This is a genomic window from Bifidobacterium colobi (assembly GCF_018555455.1).
GTDB classification, from domain to species: domain Bacteria; phylum Actinomycetota; class Actinomycetes; order Actinomycetales; family Bifidobacteriaceae; genus Bifidobacterium; species Bifidobacterium colobi.
On record NZ_JAFEJU010000001.1, the window covers coordinates 568,460 to 594,907 of the forward strand.

Genomic DNA, 26,448 nt, shown 5'->3' on the forward strand with positions numbered 1-26,448 from the left:
CATAGTGCGGTAAAGTTATCCACATTATGAGGCTCACAACGTGGATAACCACAACAACCGTTGCAATATAACCGTTTTACACTCCTGAAAACCGCAAATAACAAGGCTGAATAATCATAGTTGTCCACAGTTATCCACAGCACGGTGGAAAACTGTGGATAACTCACAACCCTGTCCATGCGCATAGGAAAACTTGAAACCATATCAGTACAAGGAGGATCGATGTCCACGAAGGATCATCCCGAGGAAACGATTGAATCGGCTTCCGAAACCCTTCATCGCATTTTTGACGGGCAGGGGTCAGGGCTGGGCAACCAGATGGCCGACGAGAATTCCCGTTATGATGCTCTTCAACATGCCGATTTCCCCAAGCCGAAGCGCACACGTCTGATCGCCGTCGCCAACCAGAAGGGTGGCGTGGGCAAGACCACGTCAACCGTGAACCTGGCTGCAGCGTTGGCCAAGTACGGTGCGCAGGTGTTGGTCATCGACATGGATCCGCAGGGCAATGCCTCCACCGCATTGGGTGTGCCTCACGCCTCCGGCGACCCGTCCACGTATGACGTACTTGAGGGACGTTCACCCATCGAAGAAGTGATTTCGGTGTGCCCGGATTTCCCCACGCTGGATGTGGTGCCGGCCTCCATCGATTTGAGCGGTGCCGAATTGGAAGTCGCCGACTTGCCGAACCGTAACACGCTGCTGAAGGAAGCGCTGGAGCAGTATCTTCGTCAAACGGACAAGCATTACGACTACGTGTTCATTGATTGCCCGCCGAGCCTGGGCCTGCTGGTCATCAATGCGATGTGCGCGGTCACTGAGATGTTGATTCCGATTCAAGCTGAGTATTACGCACTGGAAGGTTTGGGTCAGCTCATCAACACCATCGGTTTGGTGCAGGATCACTTCAACCCGGTGCTGCTGGTCTCCACGATGCTGGTCACCATGTTCGACCGTCGCACGTTGCTCAGCAGGGAAGTGTTCAACGAGGTCAAGGGCCATTACCCGAATATAGTGCTTGATACCACGATTCCTCGGTCGGTGAAGATTTCCGAAGCCCCGAGCTTCTCCCAGTCGGTGATTGCCTATGACCCGCGTGGTCTGGGTGCCATCGCGTATGGTGAAGCCGCATTGGAACTCGCTGGCCGCTCCCAGCATGTACTCGACGCTCTTGACGCGAGGAGGAAATAATGTCATCGAAATCACGACTGGGCAAGGGCCTCGGCGCACTATTTCCTGATCTGCCGGGGGAGGAGTCCGCTGAGAAGAAAACCAAGGCTCCTGCGGATGCCAAGAAGGTTGCGGAAACCAAGACTGCAACCAAGGTGCTCGCTTCCGCTGCAACTTCGGTGGCTACTCCCGGTAAGGCATCGAACAATGTGAAGAAGAACATGGCCAAGCGTGCTGCCATGCCGGCACTGGATGATATCGCTCACCCAAGTGATTTGTTCTTCGGTTCCGATGCCCCGCAACCGCAGTTGCCGGTTACTGATCTTCACAAGGTGGCGAGCAAGACTGTTTCACGTGAAACATCGAAGTCCGAGAAGTCCGAGAAGGCGAAGGACAGTGAGAAGAAGCCGGAGCTGAAGCCAGTGCAAGGTGGCTACTTGGCTGAGCTGAAGCTTACCGACATCGGTCCGAACGCTCACCAGCCTCGTACTATTTTCGATGAGGATGAGCTGAACGAGCTGTCGGCTTCCATCAAGGAAGTCGGTGTCTTGCAGCCGATTGTGGTGCGCAAGCGCCCGGCTTCGCAGATCGCCGAAGCCAAGGCCAAGAAGGAAGAGCAGACTCAGGAGTCTTCCGCCAACCTGTTCGCTGGCCACTTGGACAGCCCGTATGAGCTGATCATGGGTGAGCGTCGTTGGCGCGCATCCCAGCTGGCTGGTCTGGAGTCGATTCCGGCTATCGTCAAGACCACCGCCGACGATGATATGCTGCGCGACGCATTGCTGGAAAACCTGCATCGCGTAGCTCTAAATCCTCTGGAAGAGGCGGCCGCCTATCAGCAGATGATTGATGAGTTCGGTTTGACTCAGGCGCAGCTTTCCAAGTCGGTCTCGAAGTCCCGTCCGCAGATCGCCAATATGCTGCGTCTGCTGAATCTTCCGGCTGCTGTGCAGAAGAAGGTTGCCGCCGGTGTGCTCTCGTCTGGTCATGCGCGTGCCCTGCTTGGCCTGAGCGATCCGGAGGAGATGGATAAGCTGGCTAAGCGCATTATCGCTGAGGGTCTGTCTGTGCGTAGTACCGAAGAGATTGTGGCGATGAAGATTGCGTCGGGGGAGCAGCCGAAGAAACCGAAGAAGTCCAAGACGAATCCGTGGGCTGGTTCGGCTGTGCAGCAGAGCTTGGAGAATCATTTCGATACCAAGGTGTCCATTAAGGGCAGTGCCAAGCATGGCCGCATCGAAATCGTGTTCTCCTCCCCGGAAGACATGGATCGCATCCTGAAGCTCTTGGTGCCGAATCAGACAGGCAGTGGCGATTCGGAATCCAAGTGGGTGTGATTGACACGTCGCAGTCTCCAGCAGGGTAGACTGGGGATAGTCGGCAAAGTGCCGACCGATGGGTTCGATTCTATCAATCGCATGAGGGCTGGCTTCTATGGGTAGGAAGCCAGCCCTATTACTTTGCGCTGAATGATCCATGTGGCAGGGTGAGCGACGCTGAGTTATAGCTCGAACAAATCATGGATGCCAATAAGCCTCACATCAGATTCGCTTGATGCAGCATCATCAATCAATGGTTGTTCAAAGCCACCAAGCGAGAACAGGTAGTACGACCGTTGATTAATACCAGTGCGGGACGCGCGATCACGTAGTAGATTCAATACCGATCGACCTACAGGGGTATTACGGAATTTACATTCACCCACAATGGCTGATGAGCCGGTAGCGCTAATCGCCATTACGTCAATCTCATCGTGACGATTCCACCATCGTCCAACCTCGCGAGCATGGAAGGGGAGTCTTCCGGCGGTGCTTTCACGCCATACCCATGCTCGGCAAAGCTCCTCGAATGGTTTGCCAGCAAAATCATGAAGCATTGGCTTGATATGGTGTTCGTATACGCCCTCTATATCGCTCTGTTCCAATTCTGATCGGTAGGGGAAGAGGAACGTGTACCAGAATCTGAAGAAGTTGTCACTCAACTGGTAGAGTCCACGTGCACCTTTGGCTTGCTCTTTGAGTTTGGCGGTGACGGGGAACTCACGTTCCACGATGCCGAGTTCCATCAGGTTGTTGAGATAGGAAGGCACTGTTGCATTAGGCATCATTGCTTGTGTAGATATTTCGTTGAGTGATGTTGCTCCGAGGGCTATCGCTCGTATGATGCTGTTGTATTTTGAGGTTTCGCGCAATTCTTCATGTAGAAGAAACTCAACTTCACTGTACAGGGGAGCAATGCGACGCAGGATATGCTGCTTGATATTGACCTCGATGGATTCATTGGGGTCAAATTCTTCAAGATAGCGTGGGATGCCCCCTAATATCGCATACGCTAGAGCTTTATCTTCATCGCTGTATTGCGGGAAGAAACGTGTTGCATCCCAGTATGGCATGGGTAGCATTTTGAGGATGCCAGTCGCACGACCGTAGAGTGGGGACTTTTCTCCAAGCAGCTCTTTTTCGATAAAGCTCATGGCACTGCCGCAGATCACAATCATCACATTGGCATTGCGTAAGGTGTGATCCCACAGATTCTGCAATACCGATGGGAGTGAGGGGTCTGATTTGACTAGATACGGGAATTCGTCAAAGATAATGAGTTTTCGCCGACCATTGCTGGCATTTGGCAAGCGTGTTATTTCGGTTAATGCACTTTCCCAGGAAGGATATTGCTGGAGATAATCTTTTCCGGGTGCACCTGCTTCGAACATGACGCGAGAGAATGAGGCGAGTTGCTCTTCTTTCGTGGCATTTTGCGCTGCGAAGAATATTGTGTCTTTGCCCTTGGCAAAGTGAATGAGCGTTTCAGTTTTTCCGACTCGCCTTCGACCGTATACAAACACAAGCTGGGCTTTATGGGCAGCGTAGCATTCTTCAAGCTGCTTCAGATCTTGTTCTCTACCAATGAATGTCATGCTGCCCACTCCATGCTGTGTGAGGTTTGTCTAACGTTGTATTTTCAAGGAAACAATTGTTAATTGGTTTACGATTTATATTATCACGATAATAATTATCACGATAATATAAATCGTAATCATATAAGGTGAAGCAATCGGTTGCGGCGATAGATGACCGTTGAATGGTTCATACAAGCTGCAGTGTTTCACGTGAAACACTGAATACGATTCGTGGGAGTGTGTCTCAGTGAAAAAGTAGGTGGCGGAAAAACCCCACGCTTCTTTTGTATATGAAGTTAGACATGGCTGCCGTTGAGGATTGCGTTAACACAGCAAGACGAACGCCGATATTGATCAAGTGACTAAAACCTGACCGTTAAGAGAATTCCGATGCATGACAATGAGGATTCCAACGAGTATGTGGTCAACGGCAAGTCTGCTATCGGCTGGCTGATCGACCGCTACAAGGTCACCACCGACAAGAAGAGCAGCATCACCAACGACCCGAACGATTACAGCGATAATCCACGGTACATTGTGGACTTGGTCGAACGCGTCATCCGCGTGAGCATGGAAACCCTTGACATCGTCGAAGAACTCCCCGCCCTAGAAGAACTTCCACACCCCGCCAACTGGCCCGTCGAATGGAACAACAGCTGATTACCTTGCACCTTGTTCAATGACGAATACAACCGATTCAACAATCTGATTATGACCGTGCCGGTCACCAGCAATCGGGAATATCCTCTGCATATTAACGTGGGAACCATTCCGGCGGAAGACGGGGGCGAGATTCACGGGTGGGCGGAGATTGAACAAGCCAAGTGCCTAGACCTGAACGCGCGATACGCTCGCAAGATAGCAACCGTAGACGATGATGTTATGGAGCGCATTACGGAAATGCTTCGGGGGGGGGGACTCATGCGTCTCTCGATGCGCATCGAGCGCTTATACTAGCGTGTTTTGCACGACTGCCTTCCTGTGCGTCTTCAGTTATAACTGATTTCTGAGGTCAATTTCGTATAAGAATCGATTATAATCGATTCTTATACGGTTATCAGCTTGAGAATCAGTTATATCTGATTCTCAAGCGCGCTAGGGGAGGAGCTTGCCATGATGACCTGTTCTCCACGATCTTGTTCAAGGACGTGGTGCGTCATGCCGTTGGCCTGAACAACGCTAATGCCATCGATCAGGTGCTAGAAGGCATCGTGTACATGGAATTGAAGCGCCGCGGCTATGACGTGCACGTTGGCAAAGTGGGGGATAAGGAAATAGATTTCATCGCTAGGCGCGGCGATACGGTTTCCTACTATCAAGTCACCTATCTGCTTGGTTCACAGCAGACAGTGGACCGCGAGTTTGGCGTGTTCGAGGCCGTGCGAGACAACTGGCCGAAGTACGTGCTCAGTATGGATGACTTCCCGCAAATGCGCAACGGCATACGCGGCATGAACATTATCGATTGGCTGCTTGCCAAGGATTGAACGATGCCGTGACAGTCACAGAGCTGTACGCCGACCGTTCGTCATGATTTTTGCACGAAAAGGCAGTTTATTCGTCCAGACTTTTGCATGACACGCCGTAATGTTCGTCCAGACTTTTGCACGAACTGGGTGAAAGTTCGTCATGATTTTTACATCGGCGATGCGCGGCAAGGCTATACTCGCCTTAGTAATACGCCTGCAGAAGCGTATTTGCCGAAGTTCATGTGCCGGACGATGGAGGTCTTATGAAACGCAATATCATGACCACGCTGGAAGCATGGCGGCAGTCTCGGCATCGTCGTCCGCTGGTGTTGTGCGGTGCCAGGCAGGTGGGGAAAACCTATGTGCTGAAAGAGTTGGGACGTACGCAATATGATTCTTGCGCATATCTCAACCTTATGGATGAGCACACGCATGCGGTGTTTGAGTCCGGGTATAACGCGAAGCAAGTGTTGGAGAATATCGGGGTGCTTACCGGCACCAGAATCGTACCCGGCCATACGTTAGTCATCATTGATGAAATACAGGAGGTTCCGGCAGCACTTACCCTGATGAAGGCGTTTGCCGAAGACACTCCCGAGCAGCACATCGCAGCAGCCGGTTCGTATCTAGGGCTCTCGTACCATGCGGGCCATTCATTCCCGGTTGGGAAAATCGACTCCATAGACATGTATCCATTGACGTTCATGGAGTTTCTTGAAGCGAGTGGCCAAGAGGAATTAGCCGAGATCGTGCATACGTTGGATTTCAACAGAGCGGAGCTGTTCTCCGACAGGCTTGAGCGACTGCTGCGCCAGTATTATTTCGTTGGCGGTATGCCTCAAGCAGTCAGCGAATTCCTCGATGGTAACAACGACTATGTGGCAGCCCGTCGCGTGCAACAAGCATTGTTGTCGGACTATGACAAGGATTTCTCCAAACATAAGGGTGATGTTCCTGAAATTGATGTGGAACGTGTACGTCTTGCGTATCGTTCCATTCCCTCGCAGTTAGGACGCGAGAATCATAAATTCGTCTTTGGGCATATCACCTCAGGTGCGCGACGGACCCAGTATGAAACCGCAATACAATTCATCGTCGATTCGGGATTGGCTCACCGCGTATACCGCATCAATAAGCCGCAACTGCCATTGCGTGATTATGAGGATCTTTCGGCTTTTAAGCTGTACATGCATGACATCGGGTTGCTTGGGGCCGCCATGAATGTGTCTGCTCGCGATGTCTTATTGTCCAATAAGGTGTTCGAGGAATACAAGGGTGCGATGACCGAGCAGCATGTATGCCAACAGCTCACGGCAACCGGTCACACTCCGTATTATTGGACGGCAACCCGTGGAACCGCGGAAGTAGATTTCATCCTGCAATATAACGGGCAGCCGGCTCCATTGGAAGTCAAAGCCGAGGAGAACGTCCACGCAAAAAGCCTGCGTCTGTTGTGCACAGACACAGGCTTGCATGGATATCGCTCGTCAATGAAGGGATACCGTGAGCAGGATTGGCTCACTAATGTGCCGTTATGGGCAGTTGGTGAGTATTTCGCGGCTTGGAACGATCCAGCAAACCAGATTCCCGAAGGATTCTGAGTGCGATGGCGATGGCTGACTGCCAGAACTGTTAGAAGATTGGCAGTCAGCCATCGCCACGTATCCCACGATGATTACCGTCACTCCTGCTCGGTGAGGAGGAGCATCTGGTATTCCTTGCGGGGCAGATGGGTGTAGGTGTCTCCGGTGACGGTATCCGGGAATTCGGTTTCGGTCATATTCCAGAAGTCGATGAGACGGGCGCCGTACTTCTTGCCGGCAGGCAGGAAATCGAGCCATTCGAATTCCGGCTGGTTGTCGCCGAAGTAGATAAGGATCTTCTTCAAATCCGGGCGGGCGCCTGCGGCGAGTTCCCAATGCGGGCCGGTAACAGCCTGAGGCACCACCCAATCGAAGCCCTCCGCATCCATGAGATCCTTGAGGTAGTTGATGCGCTTGTAGCTCTCGCCATACAGCTTGCCGCCGTGGGCCCACCAGATCGGGCGCAGTGTATCCGGCTTATCGATGTACACCTCGCCGTGAGTGGCGCCTCCACCGCGCAGAATGCAACGGGTGAACAGGTCGAGCATCTGCTTGCCGGTCATGTCGCCCCAGCCGTAGTCGATGTTGCCTTCGTAGCGCATTTCATCCACGCTGACCGGCTTGCCGTATTCCTTCATCCACTGCGGCACGAAGAACACGTTGTCGGTTTGAACACCAACGTGGGTAATCCACGGCTTGGAATAGTCGTACCAGTTGATGTTCTTGGTTTCCTTGTGCTGCGGCGGATCGTACCAGTTGTGGATGGACAGCAGATGGGCGCTGGGATCTTCGTGACGGATGGTCATGCCGATCTCATCCCACTCGTCGAGCTTGATCTGGTCGACGAGATCCATGAGGTCGTATTCGTTGGCCATGGACCACCACACGTTCTTGTAGCTGGCAAGGCGAGCGATTACGTAACGCAGGTAGCGCTTGTTGTTCTCCATGCCCATACGTGCGAAGCCCCAGTGATCGTACGGCTGGAAGAGAATCACATCCGCCTCGATACCCAGCTCATCAAGTTCGGCCACTCGATCCTCGAAACTGCGGAAGTACTCGGGATTGAAGCGGGTGAAGTCGAAACCGATGGTCTCGGGGAACCATTCCTCGTGCTTGAACAGTCCGTCGGTGATGACGGTGGGCTCACCCTCGAACGGATACATTTCCGGTTCGATGGTGTTGAACTTGGCGCTCTTGGGGAACACGGCCATGCGAATCTTGTTGAAACGCGTGGTCTTGAGTGAGGCAAGTGTCTGTTCGCGTACTTCAGCCGGTTTCAGAGCCCATTCGTAGCAAGTGGTGCCGAAGGGGATGTATCCGGTGCCGTCGGCGTAACCGAAGTGGGTGTCACGGGTCACCACTGGACCATGATTGCCATCGGTGGCGGGCGTGCATTCGAATACGTCGGTTTTGCCATCGAGTTCGGAGACGTTGGAGTGGGTCTCGACCTCCCAGCGTCCTTCGTCGTCGGGCATGAATCGAACCTTATAGACGCCCTCGCCATCGTAGAATCCATGGACGGTGACTTGATGGGCATTGCGGGTGAACGTTGCCGTAAGGTCCACATCGGTGAACGGGTTACCGTCGGTGGGGCCTTGAAGGGTGAGTTCGTAGCGACGCCAGCGTTCGATGGTCTGCATGATATCTCCTTTGATATTCGGCCGTTGGCCAGAAACATGGTTGAGTAAATGGGATTGTTCGTGAGGGATGATGGTGAGCGATGCTGTCAGGCGGCAACAGCCTTGACCTGTTCAGCAGCAGGGGCTACCGCTTGCTCGGCATTCTTGGCAGCTGAAGCGATTTGCTGCTTCTTGCGGGCGAATGCAAGGACCACGAACACTGCAATGTCAATGATGAACAGGCAGGCAGCGATGCGCATGCTGGAGATCGAATCGGTGTGTCCGATGATCTTGCCGAGGAAGGAAACCGTGTACGGGGAAAGGAACGACGCGCAGTTGTTCACAGCCATGGCGATGGAGATGACCAGGTTCTTCGCGCCAGCGGGAACGTCGTCAAGAATTGCGCCGTACACGTACGGGATGAGCATGGAGGTCGAGCAGGTCATGATCAGGAAGATGGTGAATACCCACATGTTGCCGGCCACGGTCATGCCGAACATGCCGATGGCACCAATGGTCATGACCACTACAGGGGTGAAGTGACCAAGCACGCGGAACACACGACCATAGGTCATAGTCACCAGTGCACCGAGGAAGCCGGCCACCGCCAGAGAGGTGGAGAGCATGCCTTGGTTGGCGAGATTCATCTGCTTGATGGCCAGACCGGAGCTGGTGTAGGTGACCATCATGCCGTTGAAGTAGACGAACAGCATCAGGATGCCGAACCACACAATCGGTGATACGCCACGCAATCCACCCTTGCCTGCAGCTTTGGCGGCTTCAGCCTCTTGTTCAGCCTTCTTGTCGGCATCCTTCGGGTAACCCCATACGAACAGGGCAATGACTGCAACCAGCACGCCGTATACCAGGTAGGACTGGTGCCAGCCGAGTGTCAGCAGCAGACCGGCACCGAATGTGGCGAGACTGCTGCCAAATGCGGAGATGGCGGAACGGTAACCAACGAGGTTGCGCTGTTCGTCTCCGGTGAAGAAGTCGCCGATAAGGCTCACGGCCAGCGGCGTGTACATACCGGTACCGGCGCCGAACAGGAATCGGCCGATTTCGATGATTACGAAGTTCTCGGTGAACGCCGGAATAACACCACCGACCAGGGAGAGAGCCAAGCCGAGCAGCACGGTGTTGCGCTTGCCGATGAGCTTCACGATGGCGGAGCTAAGCAAGATGAACAGCATCACCGAGAATGACGGGATGGTCACCAATGCCTGAACGGAAGTCGTGGAGTGATCGGAGAACGTTTCAACCATGTCCGGCACAGCCGCGGAGATGGCACTTGCCGCCTGCATCATCACTGCGATGGAGAGGATACCTATTTTGAGACGAGCTTGTGATTTCGCCATTGAGTCCTTCTTAGTCTAATGTTTCTTCGTTGAAATCATTCCCTAACCTTGTGGATTAGAGCTAACTCTATTTTAGAATAGTTACTAGAATAGTACTAGAATAAGAACTTGCGCAAGATAAACAATCATAGCGAAGCGCGCGATACGACCTCGGTGGATACTAGCACGGTCTGCGCCTTCCACTGTCCTGCCGCTTGGGCCTTGAGCTGGCGAAGCGATTGGTCGGCGATTTGCGAGATGGGCACATGCACCGTAGTCAGCTCCGGAGTAATCAGCCGGCCTTCGGGGATATCATCGAACCCCATCACGGCGATATCCCGCGGCACATTGATTCCCAGAGTCTGCAAGTCCTTGATCAGACGAACCGCCATGACGTCGTTCTCGCAAAAAATAGCTGAAGGCCTCGTATCTGCGGCGGTCAGACGGATGATTTGCGCGTCACGTTCGGGCATAAGGCGGGTAGGGGACAAGCGGATGATGCGTTCAGCAGGAATTTCCAACCCATGCGCGCGCAGAGCGGAGAAGAACCCACGGCGACGCTCCTGGAAGTTCGAGATCCAGATGTTTGAGGCGACATATCCAATAGTGGAATGGCCCGCCGCAATCATATGCTCTGCGGCAGCATAGGCACCCTGGAAGTTGTCCATCGTCACGAAGCAGGCGGAAAGCCCCGGGAAATGAGTATCCGCGAAGACCACATTGTCGAGCTCATTGTTGAGCTCCCCAACCTGATCGGCAGACAGGTCGATGCCCAGCACAACGGTCGGCACCGACCGCTTCGATTGGCATGCTCGCGCGATGGCGGTGCGGTCGGCAACGTCATCGCCTGACAGTGAGAGCATTTCAAGCTGGAACTCGCCGCCATCATTGCCTACCTGTTCCGACAGCTGGCTTACCAAGCTATCGAAGAAGGGCAAAGAACGATAATCGGGGCGAATCATGCCGGTGCCCGTGCTGATGACGAGCAGGCGAACCCGGCCAAGCGCGCCATCATTCGTCAATGCTGAACGCTTGACCTTGCGCTTGCGCAGCGGCGAATAGTCGAGCCTATCTATGGTTTCAAGAATCTTCTGGCGAATATCGGGACTGAGACCGGGCTTGTCGTTGAGCGCCAAGGACACTGCCGATCGGGACACCCCTGCTTCGCGGGCTACATCTTCCATGGTAACAGGCATGCTTCATCACATCCTAACTAAACCAGTACTTGATTTAGTAGTTATTCTATAACACGGCTGCGGTGTCCCAGTACATTTTCATAATGAATCGGCAACACGATGTTTGGACCGTTCTCGTGGGTAAGCAATACAAAAGGTGGCTGACTACCCAATAATGGGGTAGTCAGCCACCTCTCTTGACAGCTTTGCAACACCGCTGAGTATCGGTTACTCGCTCAGGTACTCCTGCGCGTCCAAGGCGGCACGGCAGCCCATGCCTGCGGCGCTGATAGCCTGACGATAGACACGGTCCACGCAGTCGCCTGCAGCGAAGATTCCCGGGGTGCTGGTGCGCGTGCTGGCACCATCCACGAGAATGTACCCATCCTCATCACGATCAGCCACAGAAGCGGCAAAATCAGTGGCAGGCGTGTGGCCAATAGCCACGAACACAGCCGCCGTCTCCAACTCGCTGGTCTCTCCAGTAACAGTATTCTTCAATGAAACACTGCTCACGTTCACCTGCGGCTTCGGCGTCAAGGTCAGTCCACCCAGATTCAGGGCAGGAGCGGCGGCCGATGCAGCCGGGGCGGTTTCTGTACCGTGGATTTCGGTGACCACGGTGTTGGTGAGCAGATGAAGCTTCGGATCTGCCTTGGCTCGATCCACCATGATCTGCGAGGCACGGAACTCGTCGCGGCGGTGAATCAACGTGACCGAAGAGCCGAATCGGGTGAGGAACAAGGCCTCTTCAAATGCGGAATCGCCGCCACCGACCACCACAATCGGCTTGTTACGGAAGAAGAAGCCATCACAGGTGGCGCAGTAGGAGACACCGTGGCCGGAGAGCTCCACCTCGCCCGGCACGCCGAGCTTACGGAAATTGGAGCCGGTGGCAATGATTACCGCACGGGTTTCCAATACATCACCATCGGAAAGATTCAGCGCATAGGTCGCTCGCTCTGCGGAATCACCCTTGGTTTCGATGCTGGTGACATCGTCGGCGATGAATTCGGTGCCGAAACGCTTGGCTTGCGCACGCATGTTATCCATGAGCTCCGGGCCCATGATGCCATCCGGGAAACCGGGGAAGTTCTCCACTTCCGTAGTGTTCACCAGCTGTCCGCCGGGAGCCAGAGCGCCGGTGACCATCACCGGATTCAAGCCGGCGCGGCCCAAATAAATGGCCGCAGTGTAGCCGGCCGGGCCGGAGCCGACAATAACAACATTGTGCGTCATAGCATCTCCCCACAATTCAAGATTTTCATAGCTCAGGTTCACCATCATACGGGTGAGGCATGTCGGGACTTCCGCGGCTTCAGCCGAAAGCAATAGCCGACTTGCAGGCAGTGGCATTGGCCTGACAGCTCCCTCATCAGAGGAAGCCTACGAAAAAGCCCTCCGCGTGGAGGGCTTTCACTTAGAAGACTTCTACTTTTTGAATGTAGAGCTGGTTTTGCGGCAGACTGTTGATCGGCACCCAGAGCATGAGATCCTGAGTGTTCACCGTCTTGCTGAGCTTGACTTCGGTGGTGCCGCCCTCGGCGAACGTGAACGAAGCCATCTCAGTGCCTTGGGACGGGTCTCCAGTGGTGTTGGCTCGGATGTAACCCTTGCCGCCGGAGCTGCGAATAGTAATGACCACGCGGGAAACATCATGAGCCTGATCAAGATGCATCACGTAGCCATAACCGGACTGTCCACCCGGATCGGTCACAAAGTCAGCGCTGGAAATCGTATATGCCGTGGTGTTAATCACATGCGGCTTCGGTACCGACTTCGAAGTCTTATCCTTCACCACCTTCTTCACGGTGGACTTCTTCTCAGTGGACTTCGAAGAAGAATCAGACTTGGAGGAATCAGACGAAGCGTCAGACGAGGAATCTCCGGACTTCGAGGCATCGGAAGAGCCAGTGGAATCCGACGAATCGCTGCCGGAAGTCTTATTGTCGCCGAACGGCACCGCGTTCATATCCACGTCCGGCCAATCGCCGTTCTCGGACTTGGAAGTATCGGTGGCATCAGCCGGATCCACACCGGACTTCTGGAACGCGCTCCACGCCCAGAAACCAGCGGCAACCACAACCACCAGTGCCACAATCAGTGCCACCACCTTGGTGGTGAAGCTGCCGAACAGATTCTCATTCGGCAGATGATCATCCTCAGTAGAGCTTTTCACCGGCGGATTCTTCGGGTTATAGCTCGGCGGAATAGCAGCCACCTCGGCAATGCGAGCCTGCTCTTCCTCCAGTGCACGCAGCGATTCCTCACCCGGCTGGATTTCACGGCCGCCAGCATCGTAAATCGGGATACGGCTGGTGGTTTCGCCCGCACCATCCGAAGCCCCATCAGGCAGCGGCGCAGCCGGGCTGGCAACGCCGCCGTTAAAGGTGTTGAACCAGTCAGCGGTGTCATCACCGGAAAGATTCTCGGCATTCCAAGCGTTGGAGAACTTGAAATCGAACAGGTGGCGTCCCTGAGCGTCGGTAGCGGAATCCGCGCCATCGCCAGTTTCTGCCGCAGCCATCGGACCCGACTGGCTGATTGCCAGTTCCGGCATTTCCTTACGCGCGATCAAAGATTCCGGAATCTCGGCGATATGCTCATCATCGGCAGGCGGGTTGAGCAGCACACGGAGAATCGAGCAGTCGCCGGCAACAGGGGGCAGCTCAATCTGCGTATCATCCAATTCGGTTAGCGGTTTCCACTCGCCCAGCAGAGCGTTCAGTTCAGCCAGCGATGCCATAGGCAGCGAACGGTCACCCTGTTCGAACAGTTCCAGACCGCGCTTGCAGATCACTTGGAATTCGCCGGGCGCATTCTGTGGCAATGCCGCAAGCGAGAAGTTCGGCTCCAGCGGATTGCGCTGCTTGGTCAGCATGGCATAGAGCAGTGCGGCAAGCTGACGTACCGCATGACGTTCCGGACCATCCTGAGCCAAAGCGGCACCCGACGTATCCGCCAGCAGCGGAGCAAAGGGAGCGCCGGTGATTTCAATGCCGGAACTGGTAATGCGCACGGTATCGGTGTTCAGCACAATGCCAGCAGTCGCCTTATCGTTCAGCATCGGCTGGATGGCTTCGGACAGTTCTCCGATAATCGAACGTATCGCATCAGCACCGAGTACATGGGAATGGTTGCTGAGGTACTCGGTCAACGACTTACCGTTATCAACCGGAGTAATCACGAGCATCGAATCGCCCTGCCGGCGGAATTTCTGCACAGGCATAAAGTGCTCGGGGTGGGTTGCGGTAATGGTTCCCGCAATGTCGTCGATGATATCAAGCTGACGCTTATCAGTGACCAAAAACAGTTCGCAATCCTTGGCCAGGATGCGATCGTTGGCCTTCCATGCCTCCAGGCCGGGTTCCTCGCGCAGCGCTGACACCAGTGTGTATCGGTTAAGAATGGTATCGCCCAATTGCGGTTTCATATGCGTGTCCGGCTCCATACGGTTGTTGCTCATAATACTTGGAATTGTCTTTGACATTCTATCGGTGGGGATGCCCCGGGATTACTAAGAACTAATGATTCTTAACCAACCGCTTCATACGAGCAAGCACCGGGCGGGCAAGCACGGTCAATTCCTTGGTACGCAGCAGCCAGAGCACACCCACGTATACCACCGTCAGCACGATGGTGAGTGTGATGCAGATGCCGATGGAGGACAACCAGCTCATCTGACCGGCATCCGGTGTGATTGCTTGCGCGGCGGGAGAAGCAGCAAGTGCTGCCGCGTTATCTCCTGGATTCAAATGGCGAGCGGGTTGGATATTGGCGCCAAACAATGAAACCACCGGGGTCTTGAGCAGCCACACTACAACGCCTGACACAATGGCGGCACATGTGCATTTCAGGAAAGTGATGACGAACGGGCGCAATCCAAGATGGCCGTGGAACTTGCGGCGCAACATGAGTAAGGTCGGCGGGGTACCGATGGCATAGCCGATGGGGACGGCAATAGCGTTCGCGAAGACCCAATACTCTGGGGGCAGCACCAGCATGCCAATCACAATGATCACGGTCAGACAGCCGTAGCTGATTAGCGCGCAGAGGAAAGGATGCAGGCCATCCTCGAAGGCATAGAAAGTGCGCTGAATCAGCAGATTGATGGACACAATGGGAACGCCCAGCGAAAGTCCCATCAGTGCATAGGCAATGAGCATCGTCTCGTTCATCGACACCGATGGCAGCAGTGCGCGAATAATCGGCTCCGGATAGACCACCATGGCAATGGCAAAGAATGTAATCAGCAAGGTCACATTATTCATTGCACCGAGCAAATCCTGACGCGCCTCATCAAGATCGTGATTGGCTATGGATTTGGAGATTTTCGGAAACATGGCGGTGGCCACGGAGACCGCAATCAACGAATACGGCAGAATGTAGAGCGTGAACGCATTTTGATACGTCGCGTTGCCTGCCACATCAAACAGGCCGATGCCTGACATCTCATGAGCCTTCATCGGAGCCAGCGTGGCGACGCGTGTCTGGATGATGCCCGAAAGCTCACTGACGATTACCACACCAAGCGAACCCAATGCCACCGGGCCCATGGCACGCAAACCGAATCCGGACAAACCGAACTGCGGGCGGTATTTCAATCCCAACTTCATCATTGGCAGGAACAGAATCAGCGCCTGGAAAGCCACGCCCAGCGTCCATGCGCCGGCAGTAAGCGCAATCTTATCCGGCGTCCAGAAATCCAGTGGCTGTTCATTGGCTTTGCCAAACAGCAGCACGAACGCGGTGAATCCAGCGCAGCTGATGATATTGGCGCCGGTGGAACTCCACGCATACATGCCGAAACGGTTCTTAGCGGCAAGAATCTGACCTAGCACGGTATATAAGCCATAGAAAAACACCTGTGGCATGCACCACAGCGTAAACGACGTGGTGAGCGCAATCATCTGCGGATCGTTGCCGCCCACATATATGCGAGCCAGCAGCGGTGAGGCACAGGCCATCACCACGGTAACCGTCAGCAGAATAATGATCGCCAGCGTAATCAGACGATTCAGTCGCTCCTGCGCATCCTTCTCTTCCAGCGTGCGCACGATCTGCGGCACTAGCACCGCGTTGAACACACCGCCGGACACCAAGATGAACACTGATTGCGGGATTATCGCACCCGCTTGATAGGCATTGGCGGCAAGACCAGTGGTGCCGAGGGCGGCAGCCAAGAGAATTGTGCGCAGCTGACCGGTGACGCGGGAGGCCGCGGTGCCGGAAGCCATGATGAGTGAATTACGACCTACTGAGGAACTCATTCGTCGGGATCTTTCTTACGGTTGAACTGACGCCACAATCCCACCACGCCAAGTAGCGCGGCGAAACCGATGATGATGAAACCGCTGGCATCGCTGATGCGCAGCACGCTGGTGATAGCGGTGTTCTGGGTGCCGCCGAACGCATTGCCCTGACGGTCGGCCAGAGAAACGCGCGCAGTGGCTGAGCCGGAAGTGGAGACACGAATCGTGAACGCCACCTGTGCTTCACTATGCGCGGGAATCGACACCGTGTTGGTTCGGGAAGTCACGATCTGCATGGAATCAGTGATCGAATTGACCTGAACCTTGACCGCATACGGCAGCGCATTGCTTACCGTTACCGGCATCTGAGCCGATTCACTGAACACGGACACCGATTCCGAGGGGGTAATGCTGATGGAGTTGAGCAGTGTGTCGGTCATCTGCTGCGCAGTGTCCGCCATACGCTCATGGCTCGTGGACGGTGCAGTGCCGGTCAATGCGCGCAGTGCCATGCTGTCATGCGCGGCGAGGATACCACTCAACCACTGTTTGGGATCATTACTGTGATTCGCCGTGCTATCGGCATCACGACGGGCCAAAGCCTGCGGATCCAACGAGGCGATATCATCCGAGGTCACGCCGTTCTTCAGAATCGAACTGGCCAGACGCGTAATACCTGAACGGCTTGCGGCCAAACGGTCGAGAATCGAACGGGTGGCGGAGGTGTCCTGGTCGGCAGCGTTCTGATTCACCGAATCGGAGACGGTGTAGGGGTCGGCGGTCGCCATCGTCTGCAAATCCGTGAGATTAAGCCAGGGGGACTGCTCCAAGGCGCTCATCACCTGATTGATCCATTCCGCGGAACTGGAGCGAGTGAAGGTCATCAGCAGATTGCGTGTGGTATACGGCTGTTCCATCTGGTAGAACGCGCTCTGCGCAATCAGACGGGACAATCTGCCGGCATCGCTGGTTTCAGCGGCTGCGGATTTGCTGGTGGCGTACCCGTGCGCCAGCGTCGACAATTCCGACTGCTCCTTCAGCACGGTGATGTCTCCGGCCGACGTGTTCACCGTATACGTGCCGGTGTGCACGGTATCGGTCTGTGCATTGTCGAATGATGCGGTGGCAATCACCGTGGAATAGCCCTGTGCGCGGGCCTTGGCGAGGGCATCCATGCTCCAGTCATCCGAACCCTGCCATGCGTAGGTTTGCGGATTGCTCGCGGTTTTGGTGGCCACTGCGTAGATGGTTTGCGCGTTCTTCGCAGTCCATTGTGCGTCCGAGACACCTGCATTGGTGTACGCCGAAGCATCATTGATTGCTGCGTAGGCGGTGATGTCGAAGTCCGCAGGCTGCATAATGCCTGCAATGGCTGCAGTGCTGCCTGATTCCTGTACATAGACCGGATCGGCCACAACCTGGAGCTTGGGGTGCTTAGCCACCGCCTGTTCCACGGTTTTGGCCTGGGCGATGCTGGGTTCGCTCAGGGACAGCAGATTGCTGCTGGATGTGCTGCTGCTTTGTGCCGCAGTGGCATCACTGCTGGTGTTCGCATCGCTACCTTGAGTGGATTTGGATTGATTGCTGCCGGACTGTGCGTCGGACTGTGATTCAGGCTTTGATTCGGACTGCGCACTGCCATCAGCGCTGCCGGTACCGCCATCGTCGCTGCTGTCTGTCTCCTCGATCAGATGTTTGACTGCGGTGTTGTTGACCTGCCAATCATTCGCAGTTAACGGCATGGCCACCGTAAGATTCATCGCCGGGGTTTGCGCACTCTGCAATCCGTCCGAGGAACGCGTCAGGAAACTATGCAGATCAGTGTGCGTATCGCCCGCCGTATAGCTGAGGCGCAAAGGCTTGGGACCCCAGCTGCGCAGTTGGGTAAGCGTCTGATTATCGGACTGCACATCCAGCGATACCGTTGCCGACTGTCCGGCGGCAATCGCCGGCACATGCACGGAACCGAGCGGATTCGGCGTGGGAATGCCCGTGCCGTTCTCGGCCCAGGACTGCATATCCGTGCGCGAGGCGAACGTGAACAACGCATTGATGCTCACGTCCAGCGTGCCGCTGGGTGCATCCGTAGTGGTGGTATTGGCCACCACCACTTGCATGTGGAAGCCCGATGATGCGGTGACCACGGGCGTGATCTGTGCAATGGTCAGCGTTTCGGTCGGCTGCTTATCAGCGGATTTGGTTTGCTGGTTTTGCGACTGCGAGGTGTCGTTCGCCGCGGAGTCGGTGGAATTGTCGGTGCCATTGTCCGCCCATGCCGTTGGTGCGAACAACATCGCGCCGGCGGCGAGAACCGCGGCGAAAGCGCGGACAAAACGACCGCCATAATGCGGGCGGTGTGGGATTGCGGGTAGGGTCACTCGTTTGCCTGCCTGTTCTTCTTCCTAGCGTAAAGCCACGCGATTTTGCGCTCGTTCGGGTAGCTCAACACGTCATCCAAATCATCGAAACGTACCCAAATGGCATCCTCGGCCTCATGATCGGGATCGCCTTCCACTGTCAATTCGCCGCCGGTCTGGCGCAGTGCGAAATGATGCACCAGCTTATGCACGCGCTGCGTGGTGCCGGTGAACCAGTAGTCGATAGTGGCAATGGAATCGATGACTTCGCCCAAAATGCCGGTTTCCTCATGCACTTCGCGCACAGCCGTCTGTTGCGGGGTCTCGCCCTTTTCGATATGTCCCTTCGGCAAGCACCATTCCAGATGGCCGGACCTGGAATGGCGGGCGATGATGGCCACGCGATTCTGATCGTCGAAAATCAGACCGCCTGCGGAATATTCGCGCACCACCGGCAGCTCCTGGGCATCCAGCGACGCGAACGTCGTAGGACCGTCGGAGGTGCGGCGTTGCGGCATCATAGCCGGAGTCGGGCCGGTTGCCGCAGCGCGGCGCATCGCAGTCGGTGCTGTTGCTGCTGGAGCCGACTGAGTTTTTGGCGCAGGCGCAATGTGCATGGTTGCCGCGGCAATCGCGCGCATTGCAGCCGCCGCCGACATCACTGGTGACGACTTCGCCGCAGTGTTTGCTGGTGTTGTTGCTTGGGCTTGGGAGGCTGGTTCAGCGGCTTGTGCCGGTTCGGTAGCCGCGGCTGCTGTCGAAGTGCCGATTTCGGCTGCCTCAGACGATGCTGCGGGTTCCGCTGGCGCAGCGGCATCAGCCGGTGCCGTGGTACCCGTTGGTGCTGTGGAGCGGGCGGAGGCATTGCCGAACACGGTTGCCGGATTCGGCATGATGGGCGCTCTGCGGGCGGGCGCTGGAGCCGCAGCCTCAACCATCGCGATTTGCTCCATCGTTTCCGTACCGGCTTCCGCGGCGATGCCATCGGTCTGTCCGGCGATGGTTTCGCTCGACGTGGCGATGGTCACCGTGGCTTTCATACCGAACACTGTGGCGGGCGTGGGAATATATGGTTCGCGTAGTGAGACGGGCTCACGCTCCGCGGGCGCGTCCGGCTGGGGGAGCGCGCTCTTGTTTGATGACGGAGCGGATACGGAAGCTGGAGACTCCGCTTGTGAATCTGTTGCGCCTGAAACTGCCGGAGCGTCAGAATCGGCGGAATTCTGCGGGGTTTGCGAGGTATACAGCAGCTTGTCTTGGGTATGGTTGCCCGCAGCATTGGGTGTTTGCCCAAGCATGTGGGCAAGGTCTGCGGGCGTAATCATGCTTTCCACCTTACTCAATCCCGTGTGCAGGTGGGGTAACGGTATGCTAGGAGGGCAGAAAAACGTCCACATAGGGGAAGGTGCCCATTGGATTTCGAAGTGTGGCCCGAGGCGATTGAACTTGGCCGACTGTTCAAGGAACAGGGGTATGAGCTGGCGCTGGTCGGTGGACCGGTCAGGGATTTGCTGCTGCATAGGCGCAGCCATGACCTTGACTTCTGCTCATCGGCCCGGCCGGAGCAATTCGAGCCGATTCTGCGCCGTTGGGGGCATGACGGCTTCTGGGATATGGGCCGCAAATTCGGCACGCTGGGTGCCATGCGTCGGCGTGCGGACGGTACCGAAGTCAAAGTGGAAGTCACCACATACCGTTCGGACACCTACGACCCGGATTCACGCAAGCCGGAAGTCAATTATGGCGACACGCTGGAAGGTGATCTTTCCCGCCGTGATTTCACTGTGAATGCCATGGCGTTGCGTGTACCGGATCTGGAGTTCGTCGACCCGTTCGGTGGCGCCAGCGATTTGGCCAAGGGCGTGTTGCGCACGCCGGTGGATCCCCGCCAATCATTCGACGATGATCCGCTGCGCATGATGCGCGCGGTGCGATTCGTGGCGCAGCTTGGTTTCAGCATTGCCCCTGATGCCGCCGAAGCGATTACTTCGATGCGTGACCGTATTGAAATCGTATCCGCTGAGCGTGTGCGCGACGAGCTGACCAAACTCCTGCTCTCCGACCGTCCGCGCGCGGGACTTGAGGCTCTGGTGGATTCCGGGCTCGCGGACATCGTCTTCCCGGAGATTCCGGCATTGCAGTTGCAGATTGACGAACATCACCGTCATAAGGATGTGTTCGAGCACACGATGATGGTGCTGGAGCGTGCGATTGCACTGGAAACCGGCCCGGATGGCCCGGTGCCAGCTCCTGATCTGACGCTGCGTTTGGCTGCGGTGATGCATGATATCGGCAAGCCGAAGACCCGCCGATTCGAGCCGGGCGGCAAGGTGAGCTTCCACCATCATGATGCAGTGGGCGCCAAGATGACCCGCAAGCGGTTGAAGGCGTTGCGTTTCGACCATCATCTGGTGGAAGACGTGTCCGAACTGGTGAATCTGCACCTGCGCTTCCATGGATATGTGGATGAGCCGTGGACTGATTCCGCGGTTCGCCGCTACGTAAAGGATTCCGGTCACCTGTATGAGCGTTTGAACCGCCTGACCCGGGCGGATGCCACCACGCAGAACAAGCGGAAGGCGGCGATTTTCGCGCATGCAATGGATGAGATGGAAGAGCGCGTGCGCGAATTGAAGAAGAAGGAAGACTTCGACGCGATTCGCCCCGACTTGGACGGCAATGAGATCATGGCACTGCTGGATCTTGAACCCGGCCCGATGATCGGCCGCGCCTACAAGCACATGCTTGACTACCGTCTCGATAACGGTCCGGTGGACCACGATGTGGCCGTAGCCGAACTCAAGCGCTGGTACGCCGAAATCCAATAGCACATCGCATCGGCCTGCGGCCGAAGACGTGTTGCAATAGTGGAAGAGGCAGCCCGTGAAGGCTGCCTCTTCCACTATCCGGTGTACATGGACTACTGCTGTGCCGGATATGCGTCGTGCTTGGTGTCCGCCGGAAGCTTGGTCATCGAAGCCACGGCCTTGCAGCCTTCGATGCTCGTAATCTCCTTGCCTTCCTGCGGCGACTGCTTCTCATCCTTCAGATTGTTGAACGTGGCACCGAGCACCACATCAATCAGCTGATCTTCGCGGGCAGTCATCACCATTGTGGCGTCAGTGAAGTTGCCGGCTACCGTGTAAGCCTGGTTCACTGCGTTCTTGCCGAAGTAAATCGTGGTGCGCTCCACATTAGTGGACGAATAGTTGCCGGTCTGCTGCATATCGAAGCCGCGCACGCCCAGCGCATCGCTGACTGCGGCGGCGAACTGTGCGTGGGAGGTACCGTTCAATACGCGCACGCCAACCGAATTGTTGTTCACATACTTGGCCTTGCCATCATCGCCCTTGACTGCGCACGGTGCGGGATTGCCATAGTTCGGCGAGGCGGCGCTGGTGGCTATCAAACCCAGGCCGCCGACGTGGAAGTTGAACAGTAGTGCGATGACCATAGCCACAGCCAACACTGCACCACTGATGGAAAATACGATGGTCTGGCGATGGCGGATATACCGTTTGCGGGCCTGACGTTCGTCAATCTGTTGTGGCATCGTTCAACTTCCTTCACTTAAGTGACTTGTTGCTACCTTAGCGTTACTGGGTGACGCAAATAACCGGTGTTGCGGGAGCCTTGGCTCGAATGATGCGGTCGGCCGCATCCTGCAGCACCCACGAATCAATGATGTGTTGTGCAGCGGCTTCGGTGGGCGCAAACGCCACTACCGAGGGGCCTGAACCGGAGACGAAAGCCTGACTGGCTCCCGCTTCGAGCGCGGCTGTGATGGCTTTGCCGCTGCGCGGGTGCAGGCTGATTGCCGCAGCCTGCAAATGATTACGGTCTGCGGCTCCCGCACCCATTGCATCGAACGTGTGGTATACCTCAGGGGTGCTCAGCTGTGACTGATAGGCGCCGATGATGACTTCGCCGGCGAATCCCTGACTGCTCAGCTCGAGAGCCAGTGGGTCGGTGGGGTCGATGTCTTCGATCTGTTCGCCGAATCCAGTGCCTCGCGCGAGGCCGCCGGTCAGACAGAACGGCATATCGGCGCCGAGTGTGGCGGCGATGGTGCGCAGCTTGGCAATGGGCCAGTTGAGATTCCAAAGTCGATCGATGGCGAGCATGGCGGCCGCCGCATCCGCGGATCCGCCGCCGAGTCCTGCGCCCACGGGAATACGCTTGGTGATGGTCAGCGCCACATCCGGCTCTCTGCCGGCGGCTTCGGCCATAGCGAACAAAGCGAGCACCGCATGATTGCGGCGCATATCGCTGCTGGAAGAGGCAAGATCGCCCAGATGCGCGCCTTCCAGCTCCAGGGAGAATCCGGTTCCGGGCGCTTTGGCGGTCGCCGTGACCGTATCGTAGACGCCAACCGCGCAATAGATGGTATCCAAAGCGTGGCGTCCGCCCCACTCGGCGTGCGTGGGACCTACAGCAAGCGTGAGGTTGGTTTTGGCTGGACAATCCACACGAACCGTGATGGATTGTGGCTGCATGGCGTATTCAGCATGCAGCTGTTCGATGGTGGGTGCGATGGCGGTGGTCATGCTCGCTCCGTTGCGCCTTCGGCGTTGTTTGGCAGTGCGGCGGCCAGTGCGGCGAATTCGCCGATGGTCAGCGTTTCTCCGCGGCGGGTCGGGTCGATGCCGGCCGTCTCGAACGCTTCGGCGGGTACCAGATGCTTCAACGCCGCATGCAGGGTTTTGCGACGCTGGCCGAATGCGGCGTCAATGAGCTTGAACACCTGCTCGCGGTCCGGGGTGTGCTCCGCGGCTGCGGCCGGGTTTGCCGGATCGTTGGCGGTGTAGCGGGTGAATTTCACCAGTGCCGAGTCCACGTTCGGGGCTGGCCAGAACACGTTGCGGCCAATGGTGCCCACACGTTCGGCGGTACCGTACCAGGCGAGTTTCACACTGGGGGTGCCGTAGATTTTCGAACCGGGCTTAGCGGCCAGACGATCTGCCACTTCCTTTTGCACCATCACGAGGAACGAGCCGAGATTATCGAAGCGTTCCAGCAAGGTGAGCAGAATCGGGGTGGCCACGTTGTAGGGCAGGTTGGCTACCAGCGTGAACGATGCGTCATCGTTGAAATCCGGCACGTTCTGCGGGGTTACGGTCAATGCGTCACGATTGACCACCCGCAAACGATCGGCGGCCTCAGGCATGAATTCGGCTACGGTGCTGGGCAGGCGCTCGGCCAGCGGCGGATCGATTTCCACAGCGGTCATGCTTGCGCCGGTTTCCAAAATCGCCAAGGTCAGCGACCCCAAGCCGGGGCCGACTTCCATCACATGATCGGTGCCGGTCACTCCGGCCTCGCGTACGATGCGGCGCACAGTGCCCGGGTCGATCACGAAGTTCTGGCCGAACTTCTTCGTGGGGCTTACGCCGGCATCGGCTGCAATACGGCGAATGTCGGCCGCTCCCAGCAGATGGCCGGTGGAAGGGGTGTTGTCAGTCATAGTGATTGTTCCTTGCGATCTTTAATACCAGCCGGTTGCTTCGGAATGCGCCCAAGCCGCGGACGGACTACCGTAGCGTTGCGCAATGTACCATAAGCCCCAATCGATTTGCACGGCGCCATCATCACGGTAGTTTGCGCCGAACGCAGCCATCTTGCTGGCAGGCAGTGATTGCGGAATGCCATAGGCGCCGGAGTAGGCGTTTTCCGCATACCACAGCCAGCTGGACTCACGATTCCACAGCTTCACCAAGCAATCCCAGTCGTTGCCGGTCCATCCGCGCTGTGCTGCAGCACCGGCTGCATAGGCTTGTGCCTGAGCCACTGTCGGATGCCAGAGGCGGCCAGACGGCGAGGGATCCGTGTTTGTATTGCCGTTGTTGGAGTTATTGCCGGAGTTGTTCGAATTGTTGTTATTCGAGTTGTTGTTCCCGGAATTGTTGTTGGTGTTGCCTCCATTGTTCTCGGAATTGCTGTTGTTGCCTGAGTTGCCGGAGTTGTTGGTGGAGGAGTCGTTCTTGCCGGATTCATTGGAACCGGCATCGGCCTTGTTGTCGGAGCTGGAGTTATTCGAGTCGGATTTGCCGGAATCAGACGAAGAGCCGTTGGTATTGCTATCCGTCTTCGGCTTGGCCGGGCCGACCGCGATGATCTGGTCGATGGCCATTTTGGTGATGGTTTCGGACTTCAACGTTTCGGATTCCGCCACACCGTCCACATACGTGACGCTATACACCTGGGTTTTCTCACCGTTGACGCCCTGTTGACGAACCTCGCTCTGGCCTTCGGCGAGATTCGGGTCGATGATGGTCTGCGTTTCGAATGGAATCGGCACCGTGCGGGTTTCCTCGCCGTGGGTCACGCGCTTGACGCGCAGAATGGTTTCATCACCATCCTTTTCCACGCTGACGCGATCCTCTTTGCCGAGCACAATGCCCTTGGAATCAAGAATCGAGGCGGCTGGCAACTTGCCATTGGGAGCCACCGAGCTCTTGCCGTCGGCAATCACCGTCACCGGGCCGTCCTGGTTGATGACCAGGCCGCCGGTGAGCTGATTGTAGACGTTGTTGATATCCACGGTGATTTTGTTGGCCTTCGCATTGTTCTCTTTGAAGAAGCCCAACAGCTGGTCGGCGCTGGTGGCCACCGTCCAGAACGGCACTTCGGTGCCATCGATGTTGATGGTGGTCTGGTAGGCGGAGCGCACGGTGACCACCGCATGATTGGCGAGGCGGTTGCCGGAAGACGTCTCGACGATGTCATGGGATTTGACGTCGATGCCCTGTTCTTCAAGCAGGCGAGTGGCGGTCATTGCATAGGTGGTGACCTGGGTGGTTTTGCCGTTCACGTTCAGTGCCACTGATTTCCGGGCAGTGAAGGCAAACGATCCAATCATCGAAACCGCAACCGCCACCGTGCAAGCAATTACGCGGATGCGACGCAGTGTAACAAACCGCTGCGGGGTCCAACGCCGTGCCATATCCCATCTCTTCCTATCGCGAATACTTACCGTCCACCATCGTAACGGCTGGTCTGGTATGTGCCGTGTGATGGACGGCCACCGTTACCATACCTGCCCGGATTGCCGCCCGACCGCCTCGGGTCGCCTCTCGCGCGACGGATTCCCCGGAATGTAGCGAAAAAGCCCCTTGCGAGGCCCCAATTTCGACGGATTCCCCGGAATCCAGCAGAAAATGCCGGGCTATAGGAACTTTTGTGGTGTTTATACCCGGGGTTTGGCCTTGTGCGAGTAGGCGTGTCGGGGTGTTATTTTTCCCGGCGGGAAAATAGGGGCGTTCCGGTGGTGGGCTGGGTCTATGAGAACGAGATCCAGCAAGGCGAAACAATGCCCGGTCTGCGGGCGGCCGATGAGGAAGAACGGGCTGACGGCGAAGGGGACGCAGCGTTGGAAGTGCACGGTTTGCTCACTGAGCTCGACCATGCCGCAGGAGAGGGCCGCGCGCGGCAGGCAGCTCGACGCGTTCCTCGGCTGGCTGCTCGGCCGCGCGTCCCAGTCCGAGTGCGACGCGAACGGCGACGCGAGGGCGCTGCGCAAGCGGACCGCGTGGTGCTGGAACATCCGGCCCGTCATCCCGCCGCCGATCGTCAGGCACCGCACGGTGATGG

21 protein-coding genes are annotated in these 26,448 nt (G+C 56.5%); 8 read left to right on the forward strand and 13 right to left on the reverse strand.

Going from position 1 to position 26,448, the window contains the following annotated elements; genetic code table 11:
- Positions 1–222: 222 nt before the first annotated feature.
- Together JS530_RS02345 and JS530_RS02350 are read left to right on the forward strand one after the other, a co-directional pair.
- Positions 223–1,191 carry a ParA family protein gene (locus tag JS530_RS02345; RefSeq protein WP_214375586.1) on the forward strand — a complete coding sequence of 323 codons (969 nt, stop codon included), beginning with the start codon at positions 223–225 and terminating at the stop codon, positions 1,189–1,191.
- A complete protein-coding gene (locus JS530_RS02350) occupies positions 1,191–2,507 on the forward strand; it encodes a ParB/RepB/Spo0J family partition protein (RefSeq protein ID WP_214375587.1) in 1,317 nt (438 codons plus the stop codon). Before JS530_RS02345 ends, JS530_RS02350 begins: the two co-directional genes overlap by 1 nt.
- A 164-nt stretch (positions 2,508–2,671) precedes the next feature.
- Here the strand turns inward: JS530_RS02350 and JS530_RS02355 are convergent, their stop codons facing one another.
- Positions 2,672–4,084 carry an ATP-binding protein gene (locus JS530_RS02355; protein ID WP_214375588.1) on the reverse strand — a complete coding sequence of 471 codons (1,413 nt, stop codon included), beginning with the start codon at positions 4,082–4,084 and terminating at the stop codon, positions 2,672–2,674.
- Between the two features lie 372 nt (positions 4,085–4,456).
- Between JS530_RS02355 and JS530_RS02360 the strand changes: the two genes are divergently transcribed.
- The 4 genes from JS530_RS02360 to JS530_RS02375 all read left to right on the forward strand — a co-directional run bounded on the left by JS530_RS02360 (position 4,457) and on the right by JS530_RS02375 (position 7,136).
- Positions 4,457–4,726: a type ISP restriction/modification enzyme gene (locus JS530_RS02360; RefSeq protein WP_214375589.1), complete on the forward strand. Its 270-nt coding sequence runs from the start codon at positions 4,457–4,459 to the stop codon at positions 4,724–4,726.
- A gap of 12 nt (positions 4,727–4,738) precedes the next feature.
- A complete protein-coding gene (locus tag JS530_RS11035; protein WP_425350839.1) occupies positions 4,739–5,023 on the forward strand; it encodes a type II toxin-antitoxin system PemK/MazF family toxin in 285 nt (94 codons plus the stop codon).
- Positions 5,024–5,217: 194 nt separating this feature from the next.
- On the forward strand, positions 5,218–5,553 hold the full coding sequence (locus JS530_RS02370; protein WP_214375591.1) for an ATP-binding protein: 336 nt from the start codon (positions 5,218–5,220) through the stop codon (positions 5,551–5,553).
- A 245-nt stretch (positions 5,554–5,798) separates the two neighbouring features.
- Positions 5,799–7,136, forward strand: a complete 1,338-nt coding sequence (locus tag JS530_RS02375; protein ID WP_214375592.1) for an ATP-binding protein — start codon at positions 5,799–5,801, stop codon at positions 7,134–7,136.
- An 80-nt stretch (positions 7,137–7,216) separates the two neighbouring features.
- Here JS530_RS02375 and JS530_RS02380 read toward each other — a convergent pair whose 3' ends face one another.
- From JS530_RS02380 to JS530_RS02415, 8 genes are all read right to left on the reverse strand, one after another.
- Positions 7,217–8,758, reverse strand: coding sequence for a DUF5060 domain-containing protein (locus JS530_RS02380; protein WP_214375593.1), 1,542 nt, complete (start codon positions 8,756–8,758; stop codon positions 7,217–7,219).
- A gap of 86 nt (positions 8,759–8,844) precedes the next feature.
- The gene (locus JS530_RS02385; RefSeq protein ID WP_214375594.1) at positions 8,845–10,095 is read right to left on the reverse strand and encodes an MFS transporter; all 1,251 of its coding nucleotides are present in this window, start codon (positions 10,093–10,095) and stop codon (positions 8,845–8,847) included.
- A 125-nt stretch (positions 10,096–10,220) separates the two neighbouring features.
- A complete protein-coding gene (locus JS530_RS02390) occupies positions 10,221–11,270 on the reverse strand; it encodes a LacI family DNA-binding transcriptional regulator (RefSeq protein ID WP_214375595.1) in 1,050 nt (349 codons plus the stop codon).
- Between the two features lie 207 nt (positions 11,271–11,477).
- Positions 11,478–12,488, reverse strand: coding sequence for an NAD(P)/FAD-dependent oxidoreductase (locus tag JS530_RS02395; RefSeq protein WP_214375596.1), 1,011 nt, complete (start codon positions 12,486–12,488; stop codon positions 11,478–11,480).
- Between the two features lie 181 nt (positions 12,489–12,669).
- Positions 12,670–14,715 (reverse strand): protein kinase family protein, encoded by a 2,046-nt coding sequence (locus JS530_RS02400; protein ID WP_240541042.1) that lies wholly within the window; start codon positions 14,713–14,715, stop codon positions 12,670–12,672.
- Between the two features lie 58 nt (positions 14,716–14,773).
- A complete protein-coding gene (gene murJ, locus JS530_RS02405) occupies positions 14,774–16,519 on the reverse strand; it encodes a murein biosynthesis integral membrane protein MurJ (RefSeq protein WP_240541043.1) in 1,746 nt (581 codons plus the stop codon).
- Complete coding sequence (locus JS530_RS02410; RefSeq protein ID WP_214375647.1) at positions 16,516–18,795, reverse strand: DUF6049 family protein; 2,280 nt, start codon at positions 18,793–18,795, stop codon at positions 16,516–16,518. Before JS530_RS02410 ends, murJ begins: the two co-directional genes overlap by 4 nt.
- Positions 18,796–18,875: 80 nt before the next feature.
- Positions 18,876–20,183, reverse strand: coding sequence for an NUDIX hydrolase (locus JS530_RS02415; protein WP_214375597.1), 1,308 nt, complete (start codon positions 20,181–20,183; stop codon positions 18,876–18,878).
- Positions 20,184–20,270: 87 nt separating this feature from the next.
- Between JS530_RS02415 and JS530_RS02420 the strand changes: the two genes are divergently transcribed.
- Positions 20,271–21,686, forward strand: a complete 1,416-nt coding sequence (locus tag JS530_RS02420) for a CCA tRNA nucleotidyltransferase (protein WP_214375598.1) — start codon at positions 20,271–20,273, stop codon at positions 21,684–21,686.
- A 92-nt stretch (positions 21,687–21,778) separates the two neighbouring features.
- Here JS530_RS02420 and JS530_RS02425 read toward each other — a convergent pair whose 3' ends face one another.
- From JS530_RS02425 to JS530_RS02440, 4 genes are read right to left on the reverse strand one after another with little or no spacing between them, the layout of a single operon-like run.
- The gene (locus tag JS530_RS02425) at positions 21,779–22,411 is read right to left on the reverse strand and encodes a LytR C-terminal domain-containing protein (protein ID WP_214375599.1); all 633 of its coding nucleotides are present in this window, start codon (positions 22,409–22,411) and stop codon (positions 21,779–21,781) included.
- Between the two features lie 43 nt (positions 22,412–22,454).
- Positions 22,455–23,354 carry a 4-(cytidine 5'-diphospho)-2-C-methyl-D-erythritol kinase gene (locus tag JS530_RS02430; protein ID WP_240541055.1) on the reverse strand — a complete coding sequence of 300 codons (900 nt, stop codon included), beginning with the start codon at positions 23,352–23,354 and terminating at the stop codon, positions 22,455–22,457.
- A gap of 47 nt (positions 23,355–23,401) precedes the next feature.
- Positions 23,402–24,322, reverse strand: coding sequence for a 16S rRNA (adenine(1518)-N(6)/adenine(1519)-N(6))-dimethyltransferase RsmA (gene rsmA, locus JS530_RS02435; protein WP_214375601.1), 921 nt, complete (start codon positions 24,320–24,322; stop codon positions 23,402–23,404).
- Between the two features lie 21 nt (positions 24,323–24,343).
- Positions 24,344–25,801 (reverse strand): aggregation-promoting factor C-terminal-like domain-containing protein, encoded by a 1,458-nt coding sequence (locus JS530_RS02440; protein WP_214375602.1) that lies wholly within the window; start codon positions 25,799–25,801, stop codon positions 24,344–24,346.
- Between the two features lie 337 nt (positions 25,802–26,138).
- Between JS530_RS02440 and JS530_RS02445 the strand changes: the two genes are divergently transcribed.
- Positions 26,139–26,448 (forward strand): transposase-like zinc-binding domain-containing protein (locus JS530_RS02445; protein ID WP_425350840.1); only part of this gene is annotated, 310 nt, incomplete at its 3' end.